Source organism: Acinetobacter sp. RF15B, assembly GCF_007558235.1.
Lineage (GTDB): Bacteria > Pseudomonadota > Gammaproteobacteria > Pseudomonadales > Moraxellaceae > Acinetobacter > Acinetobacter lwoffii_C.
Genome location: NZ_VLSR01000028.1, coordinates 1 through 16763, shown reverse-complemented (window position 1 = coordinate 16763; position 16763 = coordinate 1). Strand labels below are relative to the sequence as shown.

Genomic DNA, 16763 nt, shown 5'->3' with positions numbered 1-16763 from the left:
CTTCTTGAGTAAGATGAGTATAGTTCATGATGCAACTTTGACTTTGGTCGGTCGGAAGCAAAATGCTAGCTCATCTTGCTTCCTTCCAATAATTTAATCTCTGTTGCACTTCATTTGAGAATCCAAGAATTATATTAGAGTAAAACCCCGTATCCATTTAGAGCGTTTAGCTCAACGTCAAGAGAATAACCAACTTGACGATAAATATTTTGATTATGGAAATATTTCACTTCTTAAGTTTCTAGGCTACTCAGCAAGAGAACTAGCAAATCTTGGCAAACCGAATGAAAGTCAGGCTGACCCTGAAGCGTATGCTCGATCATTAGATGATAGATTCTATCGACTTAATGCTGCCTCTATAAATTTATCCCAATCTATTCAAGAAATTTGGAATCCAAATAATAAGACAGATGAAGCATCCAATTTAGAAATTGTTGCTGATGGACAATCATTAAAAGTCGTAGTAACTGACTTGTCAGGAGCTAAGGTAGAACTCGATCAGAGATCGGAAGGCTTTCAATGGATGGTCTCTTTTTTTATAGTCTTTGAATCTCAAGCTGACAATGATTACAAAAACTGTATTCTTTTACTTGATGAACCTGCCACTAGCTTACATGCTTTAAAGCAGAAAGAATTTATTAAGACTATTAGCAAACTAGCAGAAAAAAACCAAACGATCTATACCACTCACTCCCCCTTTATGATCTCACAAGATGAATTAGATTTAGTGCGAATTGTAGAGTTAACGGACAGATCTGAAGGAACAAAAGTTAATAATAAAATAGTTTCAAATGATCCAGCTGCCCTTTTCCCATTACAAGAAGCTTTAGGTTATAACTTAGCTCAAAGTATGTTTACAGCAAAGAAAAATGTGCTTTTGGAAGGATTAACTGATTTATGGTATTTAGAGGGTATTAACTCTTTATTTGATAAAAATTTAGATCCGAATATTGCTCTTCTTCCTGTAGGTAGCTCTTCAAAAATTTCATATTACGCATCCATGCTTAGTAATAATGATTTAAAAACTGTAGCTCTGTTAGATTCAGATAATGCGGGAGATAAAGCAGCCACACAAGATACCGTTATTCATTCTTTAGGAGCTAAAAATATCCTAAGAACACAAGAGTTTTTAAATCGAGACGTTATAAATTCTGAAATCGAAGACCTTATCAGAGTGACTTTGGCAAAAATTTTTCACAATGAATGTGGAATTGAAATTTCTAGTGAAGAGTTAGAATCAAATAAGCCCATTATAGATATTTTCAAAAGAAACAATAAAGAGCTTTCTAAATTTCAATTATCCAAAGCTTTTTTGCGTTGGGCTAGAGAACATGATTCTAGTGACTTAACAGATGAGGAAGTTCAAAATTGCCAAAAGCTAATTGATACAATAAATCGAAAGCTAAAATAATTTTTCCTTTATCTTATCTTATACATATGGCTAATCACTCTAGCCCATATGTATAAGTCTACTATAGCCAATTTTCATTCAATTCCCTATACTCAACTCAACAACACTCAACAAGAAAGAATCATATGAAATTTAAAGCTCTTATTTTGACGGGTCTTGCGAGTATTGCTCTTACAGCGTGTACATCTGCACCCAAAGTTCCGCAGCTTGAAGTTGGCGTCTTACAGGAAGTACAAAACCTCGACGTATCTCCTGAAACCACCAACAATCAGGCAAAACTGACCAAATTCCTCGATAAATGCGTGATTGAATTTACAGGCGATATTGAAAATAATCGCATTATTGAACAATGGTCATTTAAAGGCATGACCTTGATGGATGCCGGTTCGGCAACTTTCCAGCGCGACGGCACCAGCACCGCGCAAAAATTCAATCTGCATGACGCAGGTGTACAAAAGAACTTTGTCACCTTAAGAGAACATTTCGCGAAAGATGCCCTGAGCCAATGTGACTAAATGGATAGCCCTATTTTGATAAAAAAATAGGGCTATTTCTTTAAGCCGCCTAAAGTTTAAAATTATTTCTTCCTCTTTTTTCTTCATTATAAAAATGACAATGCTTTGAATCTATCTATTTTAATATCTTCTTCTTCACAGGATATTCATTGTTTTCAACCCTTCATCCGCTACACTAAAAACAAACTCAGACCATTCTTAGACAAATTCGAGGTCGCTCCATAATGAATATCAAAACTCCTCTTCTTTTAAGCGCAGCTTTAATGCTGTCTATACCGGCATTTGCACAGACCACGACTCAGCCCGCTAAACCGGTTAAACCCTATGGTGAAAATCCAAACCTGTTGCATGTGTTTGCCTATAAAGCGCAGGAAGGCGTAATCCATACTGCCGAAAAAGTCGGTGAAGTGACTGAAAAAGGTATTGCCAAAATTAAGCCTAGGGTCGATCGTGCCTGGGATAATACCAAGAGCGTAACCTCCGATACGGTACAGAAAGTAGATCAGGGCGCTCAGCAGGCTGCTCAACAGGCCAATCAAAAAATTCAGCAAACTAAAGAGGTGTGGGGTGGCAATCCTCAACAGCCTGCACCCATTCAACAGCAACCTTTAAGCCAGTCGTCAACAGTGACCGAAAGTCCAACTATGCCACAAGCTCAACCGCAGGCAGGCGCAGCCACCAGTTATGCGGTGACTGATCTATAAAAAAAGCCCCTCATGGGCTTTTTACATCTTGTGTAGCAGGAAAATTTTAGCTGCACGCAAGTGGCGAGAATCAATTCACCTGCCGAATCGGCTGGCCCTGTTTAAAGGCTTCGACATTTTCCAGCAACTGGTCCACGATTCGCTGACGTGCATCCACACTGCCCCAGGCATTATGTGGCGTCACAATCAGGTTCGGAATTGAAGCATCAAGCAGGACATTGCCCTCTTTAGGCGGTTCAACCGAGAGCACATCGGTCGCTGCACCTGCAATCTTGCCTTCACGCAAGGCCTGTGCCAGTGCCTGTTCGTCGACAATGCCGCCGCGCGCACAGTTCAGCAAAAATGCACTGGGCTTCATCGCATCCAGCTCAGCATGACTGATTAAATGTCGGGTATCTTCAGTGAGCGGGCAATGCAGACTGAGGAAATCTACCTGTGGCAAAAGCGCTGCAAATGGAATACGCGATTCGTCCGCAGGACGGCCAGGCAAGGCAGCAATCCGGATCTGCATGCCAAAGGCTTCGGCCAGTCGGGCGACCGCCTGGCCCAATTCACCATAACCTACAATTCCAAGCGTTTTTCCAGCCAGCTCAACAATCGGTGCATCCAGCAAACAGAACTGGGTAGATTTTTGCCATTCTCCCTGCTGTATCGCACGCTGATAGCTTAAAAATGAAGTGGCCAGATTCAGCATCAACATTAAGGTATGCTGTGCCACAGCCGAGGTTCCATACGCCTGACAGTTACATACCACAATACCGCGTGCCCTGGCCTCAGCCAGATCAACATTATTGGTGCCAGTGGCTGAAATCAGAATGAGTTTAAGCTGGGGACACTGCCGGATCGTCTCGGCATTGATGACCACCTTATTGGTGATGATCACTTCGGCATCGGCCACACGTTCCAGCAGCACATCGGCAGAAGTCAGCGGATAAAGGGTCAGTGCATCAAAAGCGGCCCGAAGAGCCTGCATATCCAGATCTTGCTTGTCTAAGGATGTATAGTCCAGAAAAACGCCGTTCATATAAATTCCCTTGTTCCTGTTCGACAATAACCTCATGACTTAACCGCTATTGGCATACAAAGCAAGTTAGTGCTGGCGTTTCACTGCCTGTTTTTTTAGTCGAGCGGCTTATCGATATAATTACGCAAGGAAGTCCGCATTTTGCACATCACATAAATCGCCAGAATAATCACAAAAATAATAGATGCACTGAATAAAATAACTTTAGGATGCACACTTTCTGCATAGGCCAGATTTGGCAGCATCACAGTCAGGATCAAACCAATCTTCATCGGCATAGACTGCATTCTGTATCCCCTCTTTCTGTTTTCAGCTTCGGGAGTGACAAGCCCCCCTAGCCTGCCACCTAAATACATCTTAAGCCACCTTAGCTTTATGTCAAATATTTGTTTTAGATTAACTTTTTTTGGTTAATCCAGCTCATTTTTAGTCACAAACTGCACATTCTTGTCACTTGAATCGACAAAGCTGGCTGCGCCATATTCATTGGTACTCAGATTGAGCTGTTTATAGCTGAAGATATAAAAGTCTTCATAGCGCTTCATTAAAATTGGATGCATGCCCAGACTGAGCGTATCCTGTTCCTTGACCAGTTTCATGATATGCCGGTCATTCATCACCACCAGATAGCGCTCATCATTCAGGCTAATCGTTAACAAGCCGTTGCCTTTGGCATAAATCGGAATCAGGAATTTATGGTTCAGCGCAATCGCGTCATCCGCATAGCTCTCAATTTTATTGCTGATCACATTAAACACCAGCCCATGACCATAGGCATCTAGCAATAGCTGACGGTTTTCCTGCGGCAGATTCAAATGAATCCCCAGTTTCAGCAGATCCTGCTGATCTACCTGTTTATTGCTGAGTAATTCCCGCAAAATGACCTGTTTCTGGGCCGCATCAAAAAACTGGGTATCCAGCAGCAGATCGTTATTTTTTAAAATGCGTCCCAGGGCCTGACGATGGCGCGGCAGGATATTTTCGATCACCTTACGATAATAGAACTTGCTGTTTTTCTTGACCTTGCGCATTTTCTGGTAAAAATAGCTGGCATCATAATCCCGTACCAGAAAGTCATAGAGCAACTCGGAACTGGCCAGCACAGCGATGGCATCATGGCCGGTAAAAGGCAAATGCAAGACATGGTGCTGTGGAATGACCGCCTGCAATTTCAGATAATGGGCACGGTCTTCGGCGCAATAAGGATCGTAGATAATAATATATTCACGCGCTGCACTGACATCTTCTACTTCAATCCGCATGCCCTGATTAAGCTCTGGCTGATAGAACATGTTATAACGGCGATCTTCGACATCTTGAGGATCAATCGAATATTGTGGCACCATGGCCACCACGCGCTGTACATCTAAGGCATTGGAATATTTGATTGCCGCATAGCCGCCCATCGAGCCGCCATAGGCGATCCTCTGCTGGAAAGGTGCAATCAGCTCGGCAATAGCCTGCAACATGTTCCACATGGAACCTTGTGGAAACCAGGATTTATGCTTAGGCATAATACCGAGTACATTAAATTCAAATTTTGCCAAGGATTTCTCGGCATTGATGCTCAAGCCCTTCGCACGGGTAATCAAATCTCCAAATGAAAAAATCAATTCTGAAGATGATCCCGGCATAAAAACCGCACGTATATGCTCATCTTCAAAAACAATCTGCTTATCCATAACTTTCCCGTGCTGGTTAATCGAACCCTTCGGCAACAATTCAGTCAATGAATGCGACCGAAAAAGTGAATATGCTATTTTATAACGATGAAAAAGATTAAAAAGCGCAAAATATGACACAATCATTACATCCTGCAGCGCAACAGGGGTTTAGTGCAGCGGCCGAGCTTTATCAGCAGGTCCGGCCTGACTATCCGGCAGATCTCAGCCGCTGGCTGGCCGCCACCCTGTCTTTGCCAGAGGAGGCGCATCTTTTAGATCTCGGCAGTGGGACGGGAAAATTTATCCCATCCTTACGTCCGCTCGGCAGCCGGATCACGGCGATTGATCCTGTGCCGGAAATGCTGAACCAACTGCAACAGGCCCATCCAGATATTCACACCCTGGAAGGTCTGAGTCATCAGCTTCCCTTGCCGGATCATAGCGTGAATGCCGTGTTTTGTGCACAGTCATTTCACTGGTTTGCCAATCTGGATACTTTAAAAGACATTTATCGGGTACTTAAACCGCAAGGTTATCTGGTTCTGGTCTGGAACCAGCGTGATACTGAGATAGACTGGGTAAAAGCTCTCGCAGATTATATCGCACCCCTGGAAGGCAATACGCCACGTTTTCATCATGGCCAATGGCAGGAGGTATTTAAACAACAAACCTTGTTCCAGCCGTATGCAGAGACACATATGCAGCACGTGCAGCATGGTCCTGTGGAACAGGTGGTGTCCAAGCGTCTGCTATCGACCAGTTTTATTGCAGCGATGCCAGAGACACAGCGGCAGCAGCTTAAACAGAAATTTGAACAGCTAATTGAACAATATACGACCAAACAAGCCCACGATCTGATAGATTTTCCCTATCGGACTTATGTATATGTATTTCAGCGAAGTGACTAAAAATGGGATTTGATCATGAATAAAATGCAATGGATGACACGCACTGTGCTTTTGAGCAGTGCCATATTTCTCATGGCCTGTGATCAGAAAAATACGGAAAATACTGAGCCGAGTCCAGATTCATCTGCCTCAGAACAGGTAATGAAAGAACTACAAACCGATCCGGTCAAAGCCTTCCCCCAAACGGCTGATGATCCTCATGACATTGCTGTATTAACGGACTATGAGCTACGCTTTCAGGAAATGAGTGCGGATCTGGAAGCAGAAATGAACCAGATGCGCAAAGACGAAAATCTGACTGAAGAATTTATCCAGCAACGTCAGCGTGACCATGTTCGTTCTGCCCTGAACATGCTCAAGGCTCTGGAGCTTAAAACTGAACAGGGCCGTTATATTCAGGGCTTGATGTATCAATACTGGGAACATCAGGAACAGCTACTGAAGCGTTCAGAACGTCAGGCCAGCACCGTCACTGAAGCCAGCAAGAATGTACAGGGATTGGGTAAATATCTGCATGCTCAGGAACAGTTAGAACATTGGCGCTTGCAGTATCCTCAAAATACGCAACCCCCAGCAAAAATCACCCAGAATTAAACCGTTTTTCATCTTTACAGGAAGCTGGGAATTTAAGCCGTTTCTGGTCTGATTTGAGCTATTCAGCTCGGCTTTAATTCGACAGAAACTGATGCACCCCTTCTCCGGCTGCACGCCCTGTGGCAAAACAGGCGGTCAGTAAATAGCCGCCGGTCGGTGCATCCCAATCCAGCATCTCGCCGCAAAGAAATACCTGCGGATTGGATTTGAGTTGCAGCTGTTCCGAAAGCGCTTCACGCTTCACTCCGCCTGCACAGCTGATTGCTTCTTCAATTGGCCGAAAGCCACTTAAAGTGATAGACAGCTGTTTGATTTTTTGAGCCAATTGGTCTGCATCCTGCCAGATGGATTTCGCCACCAGTTCTCGCACTAGGGCGGCTTTTGCTCCTTCCAGACCCGCTTTACGCCAGACATTGGCCAGAGACTGTTTTTTGCCGGGTTGCAGCTTTTTAGCCAGCTGCTCTACCGTTTGATCCGGAAATAAATCCAGCTCAAGCAGCATCGGCTGGCCAGCTTTTAATTGCTCACGCAGCCCCCGGCCCTGTTTATAGATCAGCCCACTTTCCAGACCATAATGACTGATAACAATATCGCCAGTGCTTTTATCTCCCTGTCCTACCCAGGCCACCACACGCTTTAGCGGCTGTCCGAACACAGGCTGCATAAACCGGGACCAGACATACTCCACCCCGGCATTACTCGGCTGAAATGGCTCCAGTTCTTCAGCCGCTAACCAGCTTTGCCATGCTCCATCACTGCCCAACTGCGACCACGAGACTGCCCCGCAGGCCAGAATAATCGCATCGAACGCTTCGATCCGGCTTTGCTTAGTCTTCATATCCTGAAGTTGCAGGTGTTGCTGCTGCACCTGTTCCACCTGATGCCGATAATGAAACTGAATGCCTTGCTCGGTCAGGCGCTGTAACCAGGCACGCAGCAACGGTGCAGCCTTCATTTCGGTGGGAAAGACCCGGCCTGAGGAGCCAATATAAGGTTCAATCCCCAAATTTTTCATCCAGTTCTGAATCCAGGCAGCATCCCATTGTCTTAGCCATGGCGCCAGCCAGTCGGCCTGATCATAACGCAGAATAAACTGCTCAATAGGTTCAGCATGGGAAATATTCAGCCCCGTTTTTCCTGCCATTAAAAACTTGCGCGCTGCCGAAGGTTTTTGCTCATATACATGCACCTCATAATGCCACTGGCTTAATACTTCAGCCGCCATCAATCCGGCCGGACCTGCACCGACAATTGCAATACGCTGGCTCATGCAAATTATTCCATCACTTGAGCGTTCTGGCCTTGCAGAGGCTGAAACTTGTCAAAGCGGGTGATATAACCTTCTGGTTTACGAATGATTAACTGCTGACACAGCTCCCCCCGCTCCAAATATTTAATTTCAAAATGTGTACGCGCCGAATCCTGAGCAATCACTTCTTTTTTAAATGGCAATTGCCAGACTTGCACTAACTGCTGTTCTGCTTCCGCAATATATTCCGGAATATTACTGGCCAAAGTGATCATACCGCCGCTTTTTAAACGGGATAACAAGAATTCAAAAAATGGCATATTTAACCAGCGCTGTGCCGGATTATGCGGCTCCGGATTGGGATATAAAATAAAACACTGTTCCACTTGCTGCGGATAAAGTGCATGTACAATCCACGGTAGCGCATCGGCATGAACCGGTTGCAGATTGGCCTGACCTTCAAGCGCATGCTTTTTTTGCATGGCCAGAAATTTTTCCCGGGTTCGTTCAATGGCAATCAATTGACTCTGCGGATGTGTCCGGCTAAAGAGTAAAGCATGTTTTCCCTTGCCCGCTCCGATTTCAAGACAAATCGGCTCAGGACTGATACTTTGAAAATCACGAGGCGCATGCATACGCTGTGCTTGAAATTGACGAATCGGCATAATCAGATCAAACTAATAAAAACCGCATCAGTCTACCAACTGCGGCTATATTTGCCTAATCGAAGCTGCATATTTATCGGGAGTTTAACCATGTCTACCAGTTTAAAATGTCCACATTGTGGCAAACTCACCACTTGGGAAAATAATGAATTCCGTCCCTTTTGTTCAGAGCGCTGCAAAATGATTGATCTGGGGGCATGGGCCAATGAAGACTATAAACTGCCCACCCAAGATGCGCCTCAAGCCGATGCTCCAGAAGACTAAAACCGGAGAAAGTCTGCTTTTTTCCTTATCCCTAGATAGAAAAATAGCTGGCATACTCATATAAACCTGATCAAGTTAAGCGAAAATTACACGCAAGTTAACCATATTGATCGCCTACTCACACTCCTACTCTGAACTTAACCATTACATTATTTTTAGAGCATTCATATGGGCTATATCTTCTTAAAAGCTGTTTTTATGGGGATGTGTTTCTTAGCCCTTCTTTGCCTGAGTATTGGAATTTTTCAGCAAGCTGTTCTGTTTATTGTGGTAGGCTTTTTATTTGCCTTTCTAAGCGGGTTATTGCCTATGCAAGCCCGTCAGCTTCCTAACAATCCTTTTTCCAGATAAAAAACCAGCGAATGCTGGTCTTTTTAACAATTAGCCTGCTATCTCAACCCGCCTTTCCCGCCACAAAAGGGTTATGCTGTTTTTCAAAACCAATGCTACTTATTGGCCCATGCCCCGAAATAAAGCGAGTGTCATCAGGTAAGCTAAAACATTCTCGTTGAATCGAGTCCAGTAATTGCTGATGATCGCCTCGTGGAAAGTCCGTGCGACCGATTGAACCCTTAAAGAGCACATCACCGGTCCATAACAAGCCATGATTCTGGTTATAGAACATGACATGGCCCGGGGTATGACCTGGTGCAAAGCGTACTTCAAATTCCTCATCACCCAGTTGCAAGACTTCCCCACCTTCCAGCCATTGGGTCACCTCGACTTTTTCAGGAATCGGAAAGCCATAACGTGCAGAAACTTCCTGAATCATGTCAAGCCAGAATGCGTCTTCACGATGCGGGCCTATAACCGGAATATTCCATTTCTTTTGTAGGGCACCTACTGCACCGGCATGATCCAGATGACCATGTGTGAGCCACAGGGCTTTGACCGTTACACCCAGTGCTTCCACCTCAGCTACCAGCTTTTCCGGCTCTCCTCCTGCATCGATCAAAATAGCTTCTTGAGTGTCCGTATCCCAAAGTATCGAACAGTTTTGCTGAAAGGCCGTTACAGGAACAATTTTGACTTGTAGCATAGAACGAAATACCTCGAGATATTTTAATGGGCAAGAGTTTGAGTCAACGCCTCAAGATTAGCTTCTAACAACGTATTGAGCAATTGCAAATGATCTTCACGATTATTCAGCGCCGGAATATAGCTATACTGCCCACCACCTAGCGAGCTAAACAGCTCGGCATTCTGGATGGCCAGTTCTTCCAGGGTTTCCAGACAATCTGCTGAAAAAGCCGGACTCATCACCTGCACGGATTTCACCCCCTGTCTGGCCCACTCTTCAATCAGTACATCGGTATAGGGCTTGACCCATTCCTGCTTGCCAAAACGCGACTGAAAGCTGATCGCATATTGATCTTCAGTCAAGCCCAGTTCCTGCGCAACCAGATGACCGGTAATCCGGCAACGATCGGCATAGGGATCGCCTTTATCTGCATAAGGCTGTGGAATACCATGAAAAGACATCAATAACTTTTCTGCTTGTCCGTGTACTGCCTGATAATCCCGCACACTTTGCGCTAAAGAGCGAATAAAAAGTGGGTGTTGATAATAGTCCCGAATCATCGAGATACCTGGCAGATTACGCTGTTTGGGAATCCAGTTCGCTATCGCATCATACAATGGCGCAGTCGATGTCGCCGAATACTGGGGAAATAAGGGAAACAGAATAATATGATCTTGGGGCTGGGCCGATAACTGATGGAGCACCTCTTGAATATTGGGATTGCCATAAGTCATGGCTGGCACCACATTCAGCTCAAACTGTGGATAACGCGCGGCCAGCTGGGCTTTTACAGCCTCGACCTGCTGCAACAGAATCTCACGCATAGGAGAATCCTGCTGCCAGACCTGCGCATAAGCATGAGAAACGCGCTTGGGACGAAAAGGCAGAATGAATAAACGCAAAATGATTTGCCAAATTGGTTTGGGAATTTCAATTACGCGCTGATCAGACAAAAACTGTTTCAGGAAACGGCGTACCGCTAGCACGGTCGGTTCATCTGGCGTGCCTAAATTTGCCAATATAATTGAGACTTTAGGTTTGGCTGTAGAAAACATTCAGTGCATCCGTCATGGTATCAACCCGCTTACTTTAACAGCTTTTACCTTATTCTCTATATAGATTAATAGGCTGACTTATATGGAAAAGTACGATCTTTACCCAATAACTGACTGTCCAGAAGTTTACGTGCTTTTGGGGTCACCAGCCAAAGCAGACGCTGGCGATCATCACGCCCCGAAGGAATAATCCAGTCATTCTGGCGCATTTGCATTTTTATGCTATGCAGTGCACGGATATTGATTTGGGCGCGAGCCACCGCATGTGCACGCGGCATTTCTGCGTGGGCATCTTCCAGACCGGTTTCATTTAAATATTCATTCATGCGTTTGGAAAAAAATTCTTCAGGCGTCGGATTGATAAAAGTCGAGCCCAAGATCTGCAGTAATTGTGCCCAGGTCAATTTTTTCTGGACTTTCAATTCTTTAAAGTTGCCATCCTGATAGGCATGCATACGATATTCAAAAGAAAGTAGCTCATGCATGGAGACTTTAGGCAGGCTCAGAAATGGATCAATTTCGCGTGTTCCCATTTCCTGCTCCAGTTGCGCCAGTCTGGTCTTCAACTGGTCAATTTCATCATGCAAGGCTTGGGTATTTTGCGGACGCACCCAGCCCGCTACCGGATAATGCTCCAGAATTTGTGACATGTTCAGACGTACCGCCATTTCCAGATCACGCAGGCTGCGATACCTAAACACCTGATCTGCTTCATTTTGGAGTAACTGACGAAATTCCTTAAATTTTTCTTTTAATTCCGGCTTGCTATCATGCAGATCAGGATCACGTGAGTCCGGGTCCTCATGCATAAAGACAATTATAGGCTTCTGTTTCGCGACCGCATAAATATATTCCAAGTGCATATAGCCCACACCGGAAACCGATTGCTCCCCATATTGGCTGCCCAGCAGGATCACGACATAATCACAGTCATCAATCTGGCGGCGTGCAAATGCCGTATTGAGCGGAGTACGCTGTTCCAGTCCCCAGGAAAAGAACCCCATACCCACCAGTGTTTGAGACAAAATAATCCGCTCTGGCTGCATGTCTGCCCCAGAAGTGGAAATGAATACCTGATAGCGTTTATCGAGCATGGGTTATCCTCTTCTACCGCATAGGCACAAAAAAGCTTTCGCATTTGCAGCCTATGACTCCCCCAGTATTAAAAAATACTTTTCCAAATTTATAGAAATAATTTTTACTGCGCCGGTTGGAATCAAGTATCCATATTGCTAAGTTGCCAGCTGAGATCAGCCGGAATCAGGCGCTGTAAAACAGGTTGAAGCTGGTCAGCATTCTGCCCACTCACAACCAGTCTAATTTTCAAGTTTTGCTGATCACCATGCTCAAATAGTAACCCATTTTTAATCAAAATACGGGCGGTTTGTCTCGCTACTGCCAATCCTGAGTCAATTAGTGTCAGCTTATGACCAAAAATATACTGAATTGAGGGTTTTAGGAAGGGGTAATGTGTACATCCTAAGACTAAATAATCGGCGCCTTGATCGACAACAGGCTGTAAAATCTGTTTTAAAGTTTCCAGACAGGCCGCACTTCGCTGCTCTCCTGCTTCTACAAAAGGAACCAGCTTCAGACTGGTTACTGGCAGGACGCGAACCTGCGCAGGCTCGGCAAACCGGGTTATAACTTCTTTAATCAGTTGACCGCGAAATGTGGCAGGCGTGGCCAGAACAGCAACTGTTTTGGAGCGGGTATTGAGCACAGCAGGTTTCAAAGCAGGCACTAAACCGATTATCGGAAAGTTTTCCCCATAGTAATCACGTAAATAATCCAGACTGAAAGCAGATGCCGTATTACAGGCCACCACTACAACTTTACAGCCCTGACGATACAGCCAGTCCACAGCCTTGGCAGTCAGGTTGCGAATTTCCTGATCATCCCGTGCTCCATAAGGCACATGTGCAGTATCGGCATAATAAATAAAACGCTCATTCGGTAGATAACGGGCGATTTCTACAGCGACTGATAAGCCGCCAACACCCGAATCAAAAATACCAATCGGTGCATCTGCACTCGCTTCAGGCATGGGTTGAAGAACTGAAGAAACTGGTTGAATGGCGCTCATAAGGAATAATGGATTGATGTGTCAAAATACCTGAAGCAAAGCTTAAACCTCAGGTACTCAAATGCAAGTCTAAATCACCACTTTTTAAGCTTAAAACGGTTTCACCGGCAGCATTTTCATTGAGCTCTCCCATCTCCACCAGATGTAAAAAGGCAGCACGCTGGATCAGGGCATTGATTCCAAAACGGACATGCACATAAGGACGCAGTTCGCCCTGATATTCCCGCATGAATACCGGGTGCGCTTGATCCACAATTATCAGGTCCTGGGTCGTGGTGCTCAACTGCAGATAGGTTTTGCCTTCAATCTCGACCTGATCGACCTGATTGACAAATAAAGGCTCGTCCTCTACTTCAATTTCAATCATTTCCACCGGCGTTTTTAGATAGAATTTACCATTTTCTTTCCAGAGCACCGTTGCAAACAGGTCAATCATCGGCTGACGCTTGATCAATTGACCTTCGTGCCACCATTCGCCGTTGGCCAAAACCTTGAGATCCATTGCGCCACAATGCTTTGGCTGCCACTGCTCCAGAGGGGGGATTGACCTTTTGTGACTGCCCTGTGCATCTTTTAAGTATTGTGCGATGTCCATTAAGTTTTTATCATCACGATCAGTTAATTTTTTCGTCGGATTCGTGTTTGGCATTGGCTTATCCATAAAAGAAGACCTTAATGACGGAAAAATAATATGTTTCAGCCAATTGGCTAAAACTGGGTTTAAAACTATACTAGCCCAGATTATGAAAGACACTAGCATTTTTGTGTCTAGGAATTCAGAACACTCATGGCAGCACCCAATCAGCTGATTATGGTTGCCACCGAATAGACATATGAGGAGTCCTACATGGAACACATCGAACGTGAATCGATGGAGTTTGACGTAGTCATCGTAGGTGCAGGCCCTGCGGGTCTTTCTGCGGCAATTAAAATCCGTCAACTTGCAATTGAAAACAACCTGAACGATCTGTCCGTTTGTGTCGTAGAGAAAGGCTCCGAAGTCGGTGCCCACATCCTGTCCGGTGCAATTATCGAACCTCGTGCCATCAATGAACTCTTCCCTGACTGGAAAGAACAGGGAGCGCCTCTTAATGTGCCGGTCACTGAAGACAAAACGTTCTTCCTGCTGTCTGAAACCACCTCCAAACAGGCTCCGCACTGGATGGTGCCAAAAACCATGCATAATGATGGCAACTATGTCATTTCCCTCGGCAACGTGGTGCGCTGGTTAGGCCAGAAAGCCGAAGAGCTGGAAGTCTCCATTTTCCCGGGCTTTGCTGCTGCTGAAATTCTCTACCATGAAGATGGCACGGTCAAAGGTATTCAAACCGGTGATATGGGCATTGGCAAAGATGGCGAACCGACGCATAACTTTACCCCGGGCTATGAGCTGCATGCCAAATACACCATCTTTGCTGAAGGTTGCCGTGGCCATTTAGGTAAACGCCTGATCCAAAAATTTAATCTGGATAAAGATGCTGATCCACAGCACTACGGGATCGGCATTAAAGAACTTTGGGAAATTGATCCGGCCAAACATAAGCCAGGTCTGGTGATGCACGGGGCCGGCTGGCCTTTAAATGAAACCGGTTCTTCAGGCGGCTGGTGGTTATACCATGCTGAAAACAATCAGGTGACTTTGGGCATGATCGTGGATCTGTCCTATACCAATCCGCACATGTATCCATTTATGGAAATGCAGCGCTGGAAAACCCATCCTTTAATCAAACAGTATCTGGAAGGTGGCAAGCGGATTTCGTATGGCGCACGAGCTGTGACCAAGGGTGGTTTTAACTCGCTGCCTAAACTCACTTTCCCGGGTGGCTCTTTAATCGGTGATGATGCAGGCTTCCTGAATTTTGCCAAGATCAAAGGCTCACATACGGCAATGAAATCTGGCATGCTTTGCGGTGAAGCGGTATTTGAAGCAATCCAGGCCGGTGTAGAAAAAGGTGGTGATCTGGCGATTGCCCGTGTAAGCGAAGGTGAAGATTTCTTCATCAAAGAGCTGACTGCCTATACCGAGAAGTTCAACAACAGCTGGCTGAAAGAAGAACTCTACAATGCGCGTAACTTTGGCCCGGCAATGCACAAGTTCGGTCAATGGATGGGGGGTGCCTTTAACTTTATTGACCAGAACGTGTTTAAAGTACCATTCACTTTACATGACCTGGTGCCAGACTTTAAGACGCTGAAAACTGTTGATGCAGTGAACTTCAAGCCAAACTATCCAAAACCGGATGGCAAGCTGACGTTTGACCGTCTGTCTTCGGTATTTGTCTCCAACACGGTCCATGAAGAAAACCAGCCTGCGCATTTAAAGCTGACCGATGCTTCAATTCCGGTAGAAGTGAACCTGCCGAAATGGGATGAGCCAGCTCAACGCTACTGCCCGGCGGGCGTGTATGAAATCATGGAAAATGAGGATGGTTCAAAACGCTTCCAGATTAATGCATCCAACTGTGTGCACTGCAAGACCTGTGACATCAAAGATCCATCCCAGAATATCACCTGGGTAACACCGGAAGGTGGCGGTGGTCCGAATTATCCGAATATGTAATCTCTGCTGAGATCAAAATAAACCCGCTTCAAAGCGGGTTTATTTTTTTATCTTTTATTTAAAAATTGTTTAATAAATAAGCTAGACTTTGTGTAACAATCCATAAAAATCCGAAAATAAATATTAAATATTGTATATAAAAAAGATACGGATATTTATCCATTAACTGGACTAACTGCCGTTTTTCAATTTTAAAATAAAACCCCTTTCTATAAAGTTTCTTAAATTTAATTTCCATTTTTATATTTAGAGTCTCCCTCCAAAAAACTAATGGCAAAACACTTAAAAAGTAAAAATTAAAAATTTCCAAAGGTTTTTTATATGTATTTTCATCATCAAATATAGTTTTACAAATTCCTTTTAAATTCATATTTATGTAAATATATTGGAGAATAAAGAAGAGTAAAAATAAAACAAAAAAAACAACACTTGTAAATATTAATGGTATGGTTTTTATTAAATATAAAATAGTGTCCATTATTTAATATTCTCCCCTCTAGACTCAACTGCATCATATATTTCTTCAGATATCCATCCGGCACCCTCACTTGCTAACATTCCACCTATTGCTGATACTCCGGCGACAACACCTAATACAATTAAGGAACTCCCCCCTGAAGCGATAGTTAATACAATAAATCCTCCGATAGCTGCCCCTCCTAAACTGCCAGCAATTTTAGAGGTTTCAATGACAGATTTTTTGACTTTTTCTTCAGATTTCGCTTCATTTACAGCTTCTATAGCATTATAAACATCTAATGCTAAAAATAAGTATCCTCCCCCTTTTATAGTTTTGCTTACTTTCCCTAACTCACTCATGTTTTTAACATAATCTTTCATTCCACCTTTATAAGTATTTCCTCTAGCCAAAGCTGAATGATTGATTAAGCGTCTCATATTATTTGTTTTAATAGATTAGATCTCTTGCGAAAGTAAAAACCGCCTCAATATAAATTTCATGAGATATCAAAAATTAAATCGTTTTTCAGATTCTGACTTCAAACGCTTGGTTGGCGTACCTCGACAAGTTTTTACTGAAATGG

At 44.3% G+C, this 16763-nt stretch carries 19 protein-coding genes and 1 pseudogene; 9 read left to right on the top strand and 11 right to left on the bottom strand.

Going from position 1 to position 16763, the window contains the following annotated elements; genetic code table 11:
• The first annotated feature begins 133 nt into the window (after positions 1–133).
• The 3 genes from E2K74_RS13715 (at position 134) to E2K74_RS13705 (ending at position 2630) form a co-directional block, all read left to right on the top strand.
• Complete coding sequence (locus E2K74_RS13715; protein ID WP_319922818.1) at positions 134–1411, top strand: ATP-dependent nuclease; 1278 nt, start codon at positions 134–136, stop codon at positions 1409–1411.
• Between the two features lie 125 nt (positions 1412–1536).
• Positions 1537–1926, top strand: coding sequence for a hypothetical protein (locus E2K74_RS13710; protein WP_151208168.1), 390 nt, complete (start codon positions 1537–1539; stop codon positions 1924–1926).
• Between the two features lie 224 nt (positions 1927–2150).
• Positions 2151–2630, top strand: a complete 480-nt coding sequence (locus E2K74_RS13705; RefSeq protein ID WP_151208167.1) for a hypothetical protein — start codon at positions 2151–2153, stop codon at positions 2628–2630.
• Between the two features lie 70 nt (positions 2631–2700).
• Here E2K74_RS13705 and E2K74_RS13700 read toward each other — a convergent pair whose 3' ends face one another.
• The 3 genes from E2K74_RS13700 to E2K74_RS13690 all read right to left on the bottom strand — a co-directional run bounded on the left by E2K74_RS13700 (position 2701) and on the right by E2K74_RS13690 (position 5336).
• On the bottom strand, positions 2701–3654 hold the full coding sequence (locus tag E2K74_RS13700; protein ID WP_151208166.1) for a 2-hydroxyacid dehydrogenase: 954 nt from the start codon (positions 3652–3654) through the stop codon (positions 2701–2703).
• A gap of 95 nt (positions 3655–3749) precedes the next feature.
• Complete coding sequence (locus tag E2K74_RS13695; RefSeq protein ID WP_151205637.1) at positions 3750–3941, bottom strand: hypothetical protein; 192 nt, start codon at positions 3939–3941, stop codon at positions 3750–3752.
• A gap of 123 nt (positions 3942–4064) precedes the next feature.
• On the bottom strand, positions 4065–5336 hold the full coding sequence (locus E2K74_RS13690; RefSeq protein ID WP_151208165.1) for a hypothetical protein: 1272 nt from the start codon (positions 5334–5336) through the stop codon (positions 4065–4067).
• A 113-nt stretch (positions 5337–5449) separates the two neighbouring features.
• Between E2K74_RS13690 and E2K74_RS13685 the strand changes: the two genes are divergently transcribed.
• Together E2K74_RS13685 and E2K74_RS13680 are read left to right on the top strand one after the other, a co-directional pair.
• A complete protein-coding gene (locus E2K74_RS13685) occupies positions 5450–6226 on the top strand; it encodes a class I SAM-dependent methyltransferase (protein WP_151208164.1) in 777 nt (258 codons plus the stop codon).
• Between the two features lie 15 nt (positions 6227–6241).
• On the top strand, positions 6242–6820 hold the full coding sequence (locus tag E2K74_RS13680; protein WP_151208163.1) for a hypothetical protein: 579 nt from the start codon (positions 6242–6244) through the stop codon (positions 6818–6820).
• Positions 6821–6893: 73 nt separating this feature from the next.
• Here the strand turns inward: E2K74_RS13680 and E2K74_RS13675 are convergent, their stop codons facing one another.
• Both E2K74_RS13675 and E2K74_RS13670 read right to left on the bottom strand, forming a co-directional pair.
• Positions 6894–8090 (bottom strand): TIGR03862 family flavoprotein, encoded by a 1197-nt coding sequence (locus E2K74_RS13675; RefSeq protein WP_151208162.1) that lies wholly within the window; start codon positions 8088–8090, stop codon positions 6894–6896.
• 5 nt (positions 8091–8095) lie between these two features.
• A complete protein-coding gene (locus E2K74_RS13670; protein ID WP_171480689.1) occupies positions 8096–8740 on the bottom strand; it encodes an SAM-dependent methyltransferase in 645 nt (214 codons plus the stop codon).
• 84 nt (positions 8741–8824) lie between these two features.
• On the opposite strand from E2K74_RS13670, the gene E2K74_RS13665 reads away from it, so the two are divergent.
• Together E2K74_RS13665 and E2K74_RS13660 are read left to right on the top strand one after the other, a co-directional pair.
• Positions 8825–8998 carry a DNA gyrase inhibitor YacG gene (locus tag E2K74_RS13665; protein WP_151208160.1) on the top strand — a complete coding sequence of 58 codons (174 nt, stop codon included), beginning with the start codon at positions 8825–8827 and terminating at the stop codon, positions 8996–8998.
• 168 nt (positions 8999–9166) lie between these two features.
• The gene (locus tag E2K74_RS13660; RefSeq protein ID WP_151208159.1) at positions 9167–9349 is read left to right on the top strand and encodes a hypothetical protein; all 183 of its coding nucleotides are present in this window, start codon (positions 9167–9169) and stop codon (positions 9347–9349) included.
• A gap of 43 nt (positions 9350–9392) precedes the next feature.
• Here the strand turns inward: E2K74_RS13660 and E2K74_RS13655 are convergent, their stop codons facing one another.
• The 5 genes from E2K74_RS13655 to E2K74_RS13635 form a co-directional block, all read right to left on the bottom strand.
• Positions 9393–10037 carry an MBL fold metallo-hydrolase gene (locus E2K74_RS13655; protein ID WP_151208158.1) on the bottom strand — a complete coding sequence of 215 codons (645 nt, stop codon included), beginning with the start codon at positions 10035–10037 and terminating at the stop codon, positions 9393–9395.
• Positions 10038–10060: 23 nt separating this feature from the next.
• Positions 10061–11074, bottom strand: coding sequence for a ferrochelatase (gene hemH / locus E2K74_RS13650; RefSeq protein ID WP_151208157.1), 1014 nt, complete (start codon positions 11072–11074; stop codon positions 10061–10063).
• Between the two features lie 65 nt (positions 11075–11139).
• Positions 11140–12168 (bottom strand): DUF4062 domain-containing protein, encoded by a 1029-nt coding sequence (locus E2K74_RS13645; RefSeq protein ID WP_151208156.1) that lies wholly within the window; start codon positions 12166–12168, stop codon positions 11140–11142.
• A gap of 122 nt (positions 12169–12290) precedes the next feature.
• On the bottom strand, positions 12291–13160 hold the full coding sequence (murI, locus tag E2K74_RS13640) for a glutamate racemase (protein WP_151208155.1): 870 nt from the start codon (positions 13158–13160) through the stop codon (positions 12291–12293).
• 49 nt (positions 13161–13209) lie between these two features.
• Complete coding sequence (locus E2K74_RS13635) at positions 13210–13821, bottom strand: DUF1285 domain-containing protein (protein WP_151208154.1); 612 nt, start codon at positions 13819–13821, stop codon at positions 13210–13212.
• A 186-nt stretch (positions 13822–14007) separates the two neighbouring features.
• Here E2K74_RS13635 and E2K74_RS13630 point away from each other — a divergent pair, with 186 nt between their 5' ends.
• Positions 14008–15720, top strand: coding sequence for an electron transfer flavoprotein-ubiquinone oxidoreductase (locus E2K74_RS13630; RefSeq protein WP_151208153.1), 1713 nt, complete (start codon positions 14008–14010; stop codon positions 15718–15720).
• 477 nt (positions 15721–16197) lie between these two features.
• On the opposite strand, the gene E2K74_RS13620 is transcribed toward E2K74_RS13630, so the two are convergent.
• Positions 16198–16617, bottom strand: a complete 420-nt coding sequence (locus E2K74_RS13620) for a hypothetical protein (RefSeq protein ID WP_227548041.1) — start codon at positions 16615–16617, stop codon at positions 16198–16200.
• 61 nt (positions 16618–16678) lie between these two features.
• On the opposite strand from E2K74_RS13620, the pseudogene E2K74_RS13615 reads away from it, so the two are divergent.
• Positions 16679–16763, top strand: a pseudogene (locus E2K74_RS13615) (IS5/IS1182 family transposase); the annotation flags it as partial.

Excerpts from the sequence above, each read along its gene's own strand:
- hemH (WP_151208157.1), bottom strand. The coding sequence starts at position 11,074 with ATGTTTTCTACAGCCAAACCTAAAGTCTCAATTATATTGGCAAATTTA.
- E2K74_RS13620 (WP_227548041.1), bottom strand. The coding sequence starts at position 16,617 with ATGAGACGCTTAATCAATCATTCAGCTTTGGCTAGAGGAAATACTTAT.
- E2K74_RS13705 (WP_151208167.1), top strand. The coding sequence starts at position 2,151 with ATGAATATCAAAACTCCTCTTCTTTTAAGCGCAGCTTTAATGCTGTCT.
- E2K74_RS13645 (WP_151208156.1), bottom strand. The coding sequence starts at position 12,168 with ATGCTCGATAAACGCTATCAGGTATTCATTTCCACTTCTGGGGCAGAC.
- E2K74_RS13630 (WP_151208153.1), top strand. The coding sequence starts at position 14,008 with ATGGAACACATCGAACGTGAATCGATGGAGTTTGACGTAGTCATCGTA.
- murI (WP_151208155.1), bottom strand. The coding sequence starts at position 13,160 with ATGAGCGCCATTCAACCAGTTTCTTCAGTTCTTCAACCCATGCCTGAA.
- E2K74_RS13660 (WP_151208159.1), top strand. The coding sequence starts at position 9,167 with ATGGGCTATATCTTCTTAAAAGCTGTTTTTATGGGGATGTGTTTCTTA.
- E2K74_RS13690 (WP_151208165.1), bottom strand. The coding sequence starts at position 5,336 with ATGGATAAGCAGATTGTTTTTGAAGATGAGCATATACGTGCGGTTTTT.
- E2K74_RS13675 (WP_151208162.1), bottom strand. The coding sequence starts at position 8,090 with ATGAGCCAGCGTATTGCAATTGTCGGTGCAGGTCCGGCCGGATTGATG.
- E2K74_RS13710 (WP_151208168.1), top strand. The coding sequence starts at position 1,537 with ATGAAATTTAAAGCTCTTATTTTGACGGGTCTTGCGAGTATTGCTCTT.
- E2K74_RS13665 (WP_151208160.1), top strand. The coding sequence starts at position 8,825 with ATGTCTACCAGTTTAAAATGTCCACATTGTGGCAAACTCACCACTTGG.
- E2K74_RS13635 (WP_151208154.1), bottom strand. The coding sequence starts at position 13,821 with ATGGATAAGCCAATGCCAAACACGAATCCGACGAAAAAATTAACTGAT.
- E2K74_RS13700 (WP_151208166.1), bottom strand. The coding sequence starts at position 3,654 with ATGAACGGCGTTTTTCTGGACTATACATCCTTAGACAAGCAAGATCTG.
- E2K74_RS13680 (WP_151208163.1), top strand. The coding sequence starts at position 6,242 with ATGAATAAAATGCAATGGATGACACGCACTGTGCTTTTGAGCAGTGCC.
- E2K74_RS13695 (WP_151205637.1), bottom strand. The coding sequence starts at position 3,941 with ATGCAGTCTATGCCGATGAAGATTGGTTTGATCCTGACTGTGATGCTG.
- E2K74_RS13685 (WP_151208164.1), top strand. The coding sequence starts at position 5,450 with ATGACACAATCATTACATCCTGCAGCGCAACAGGGGTTTAGTGCAGCG.
- E2K74_RS13655 (WP_151208158.1), bottom strand. The coding sequence starts at position 10,037 with ATGCTACAAGTCAAAATTGTTCCTGTAACGGCCTTTCAGCAAAACTGT.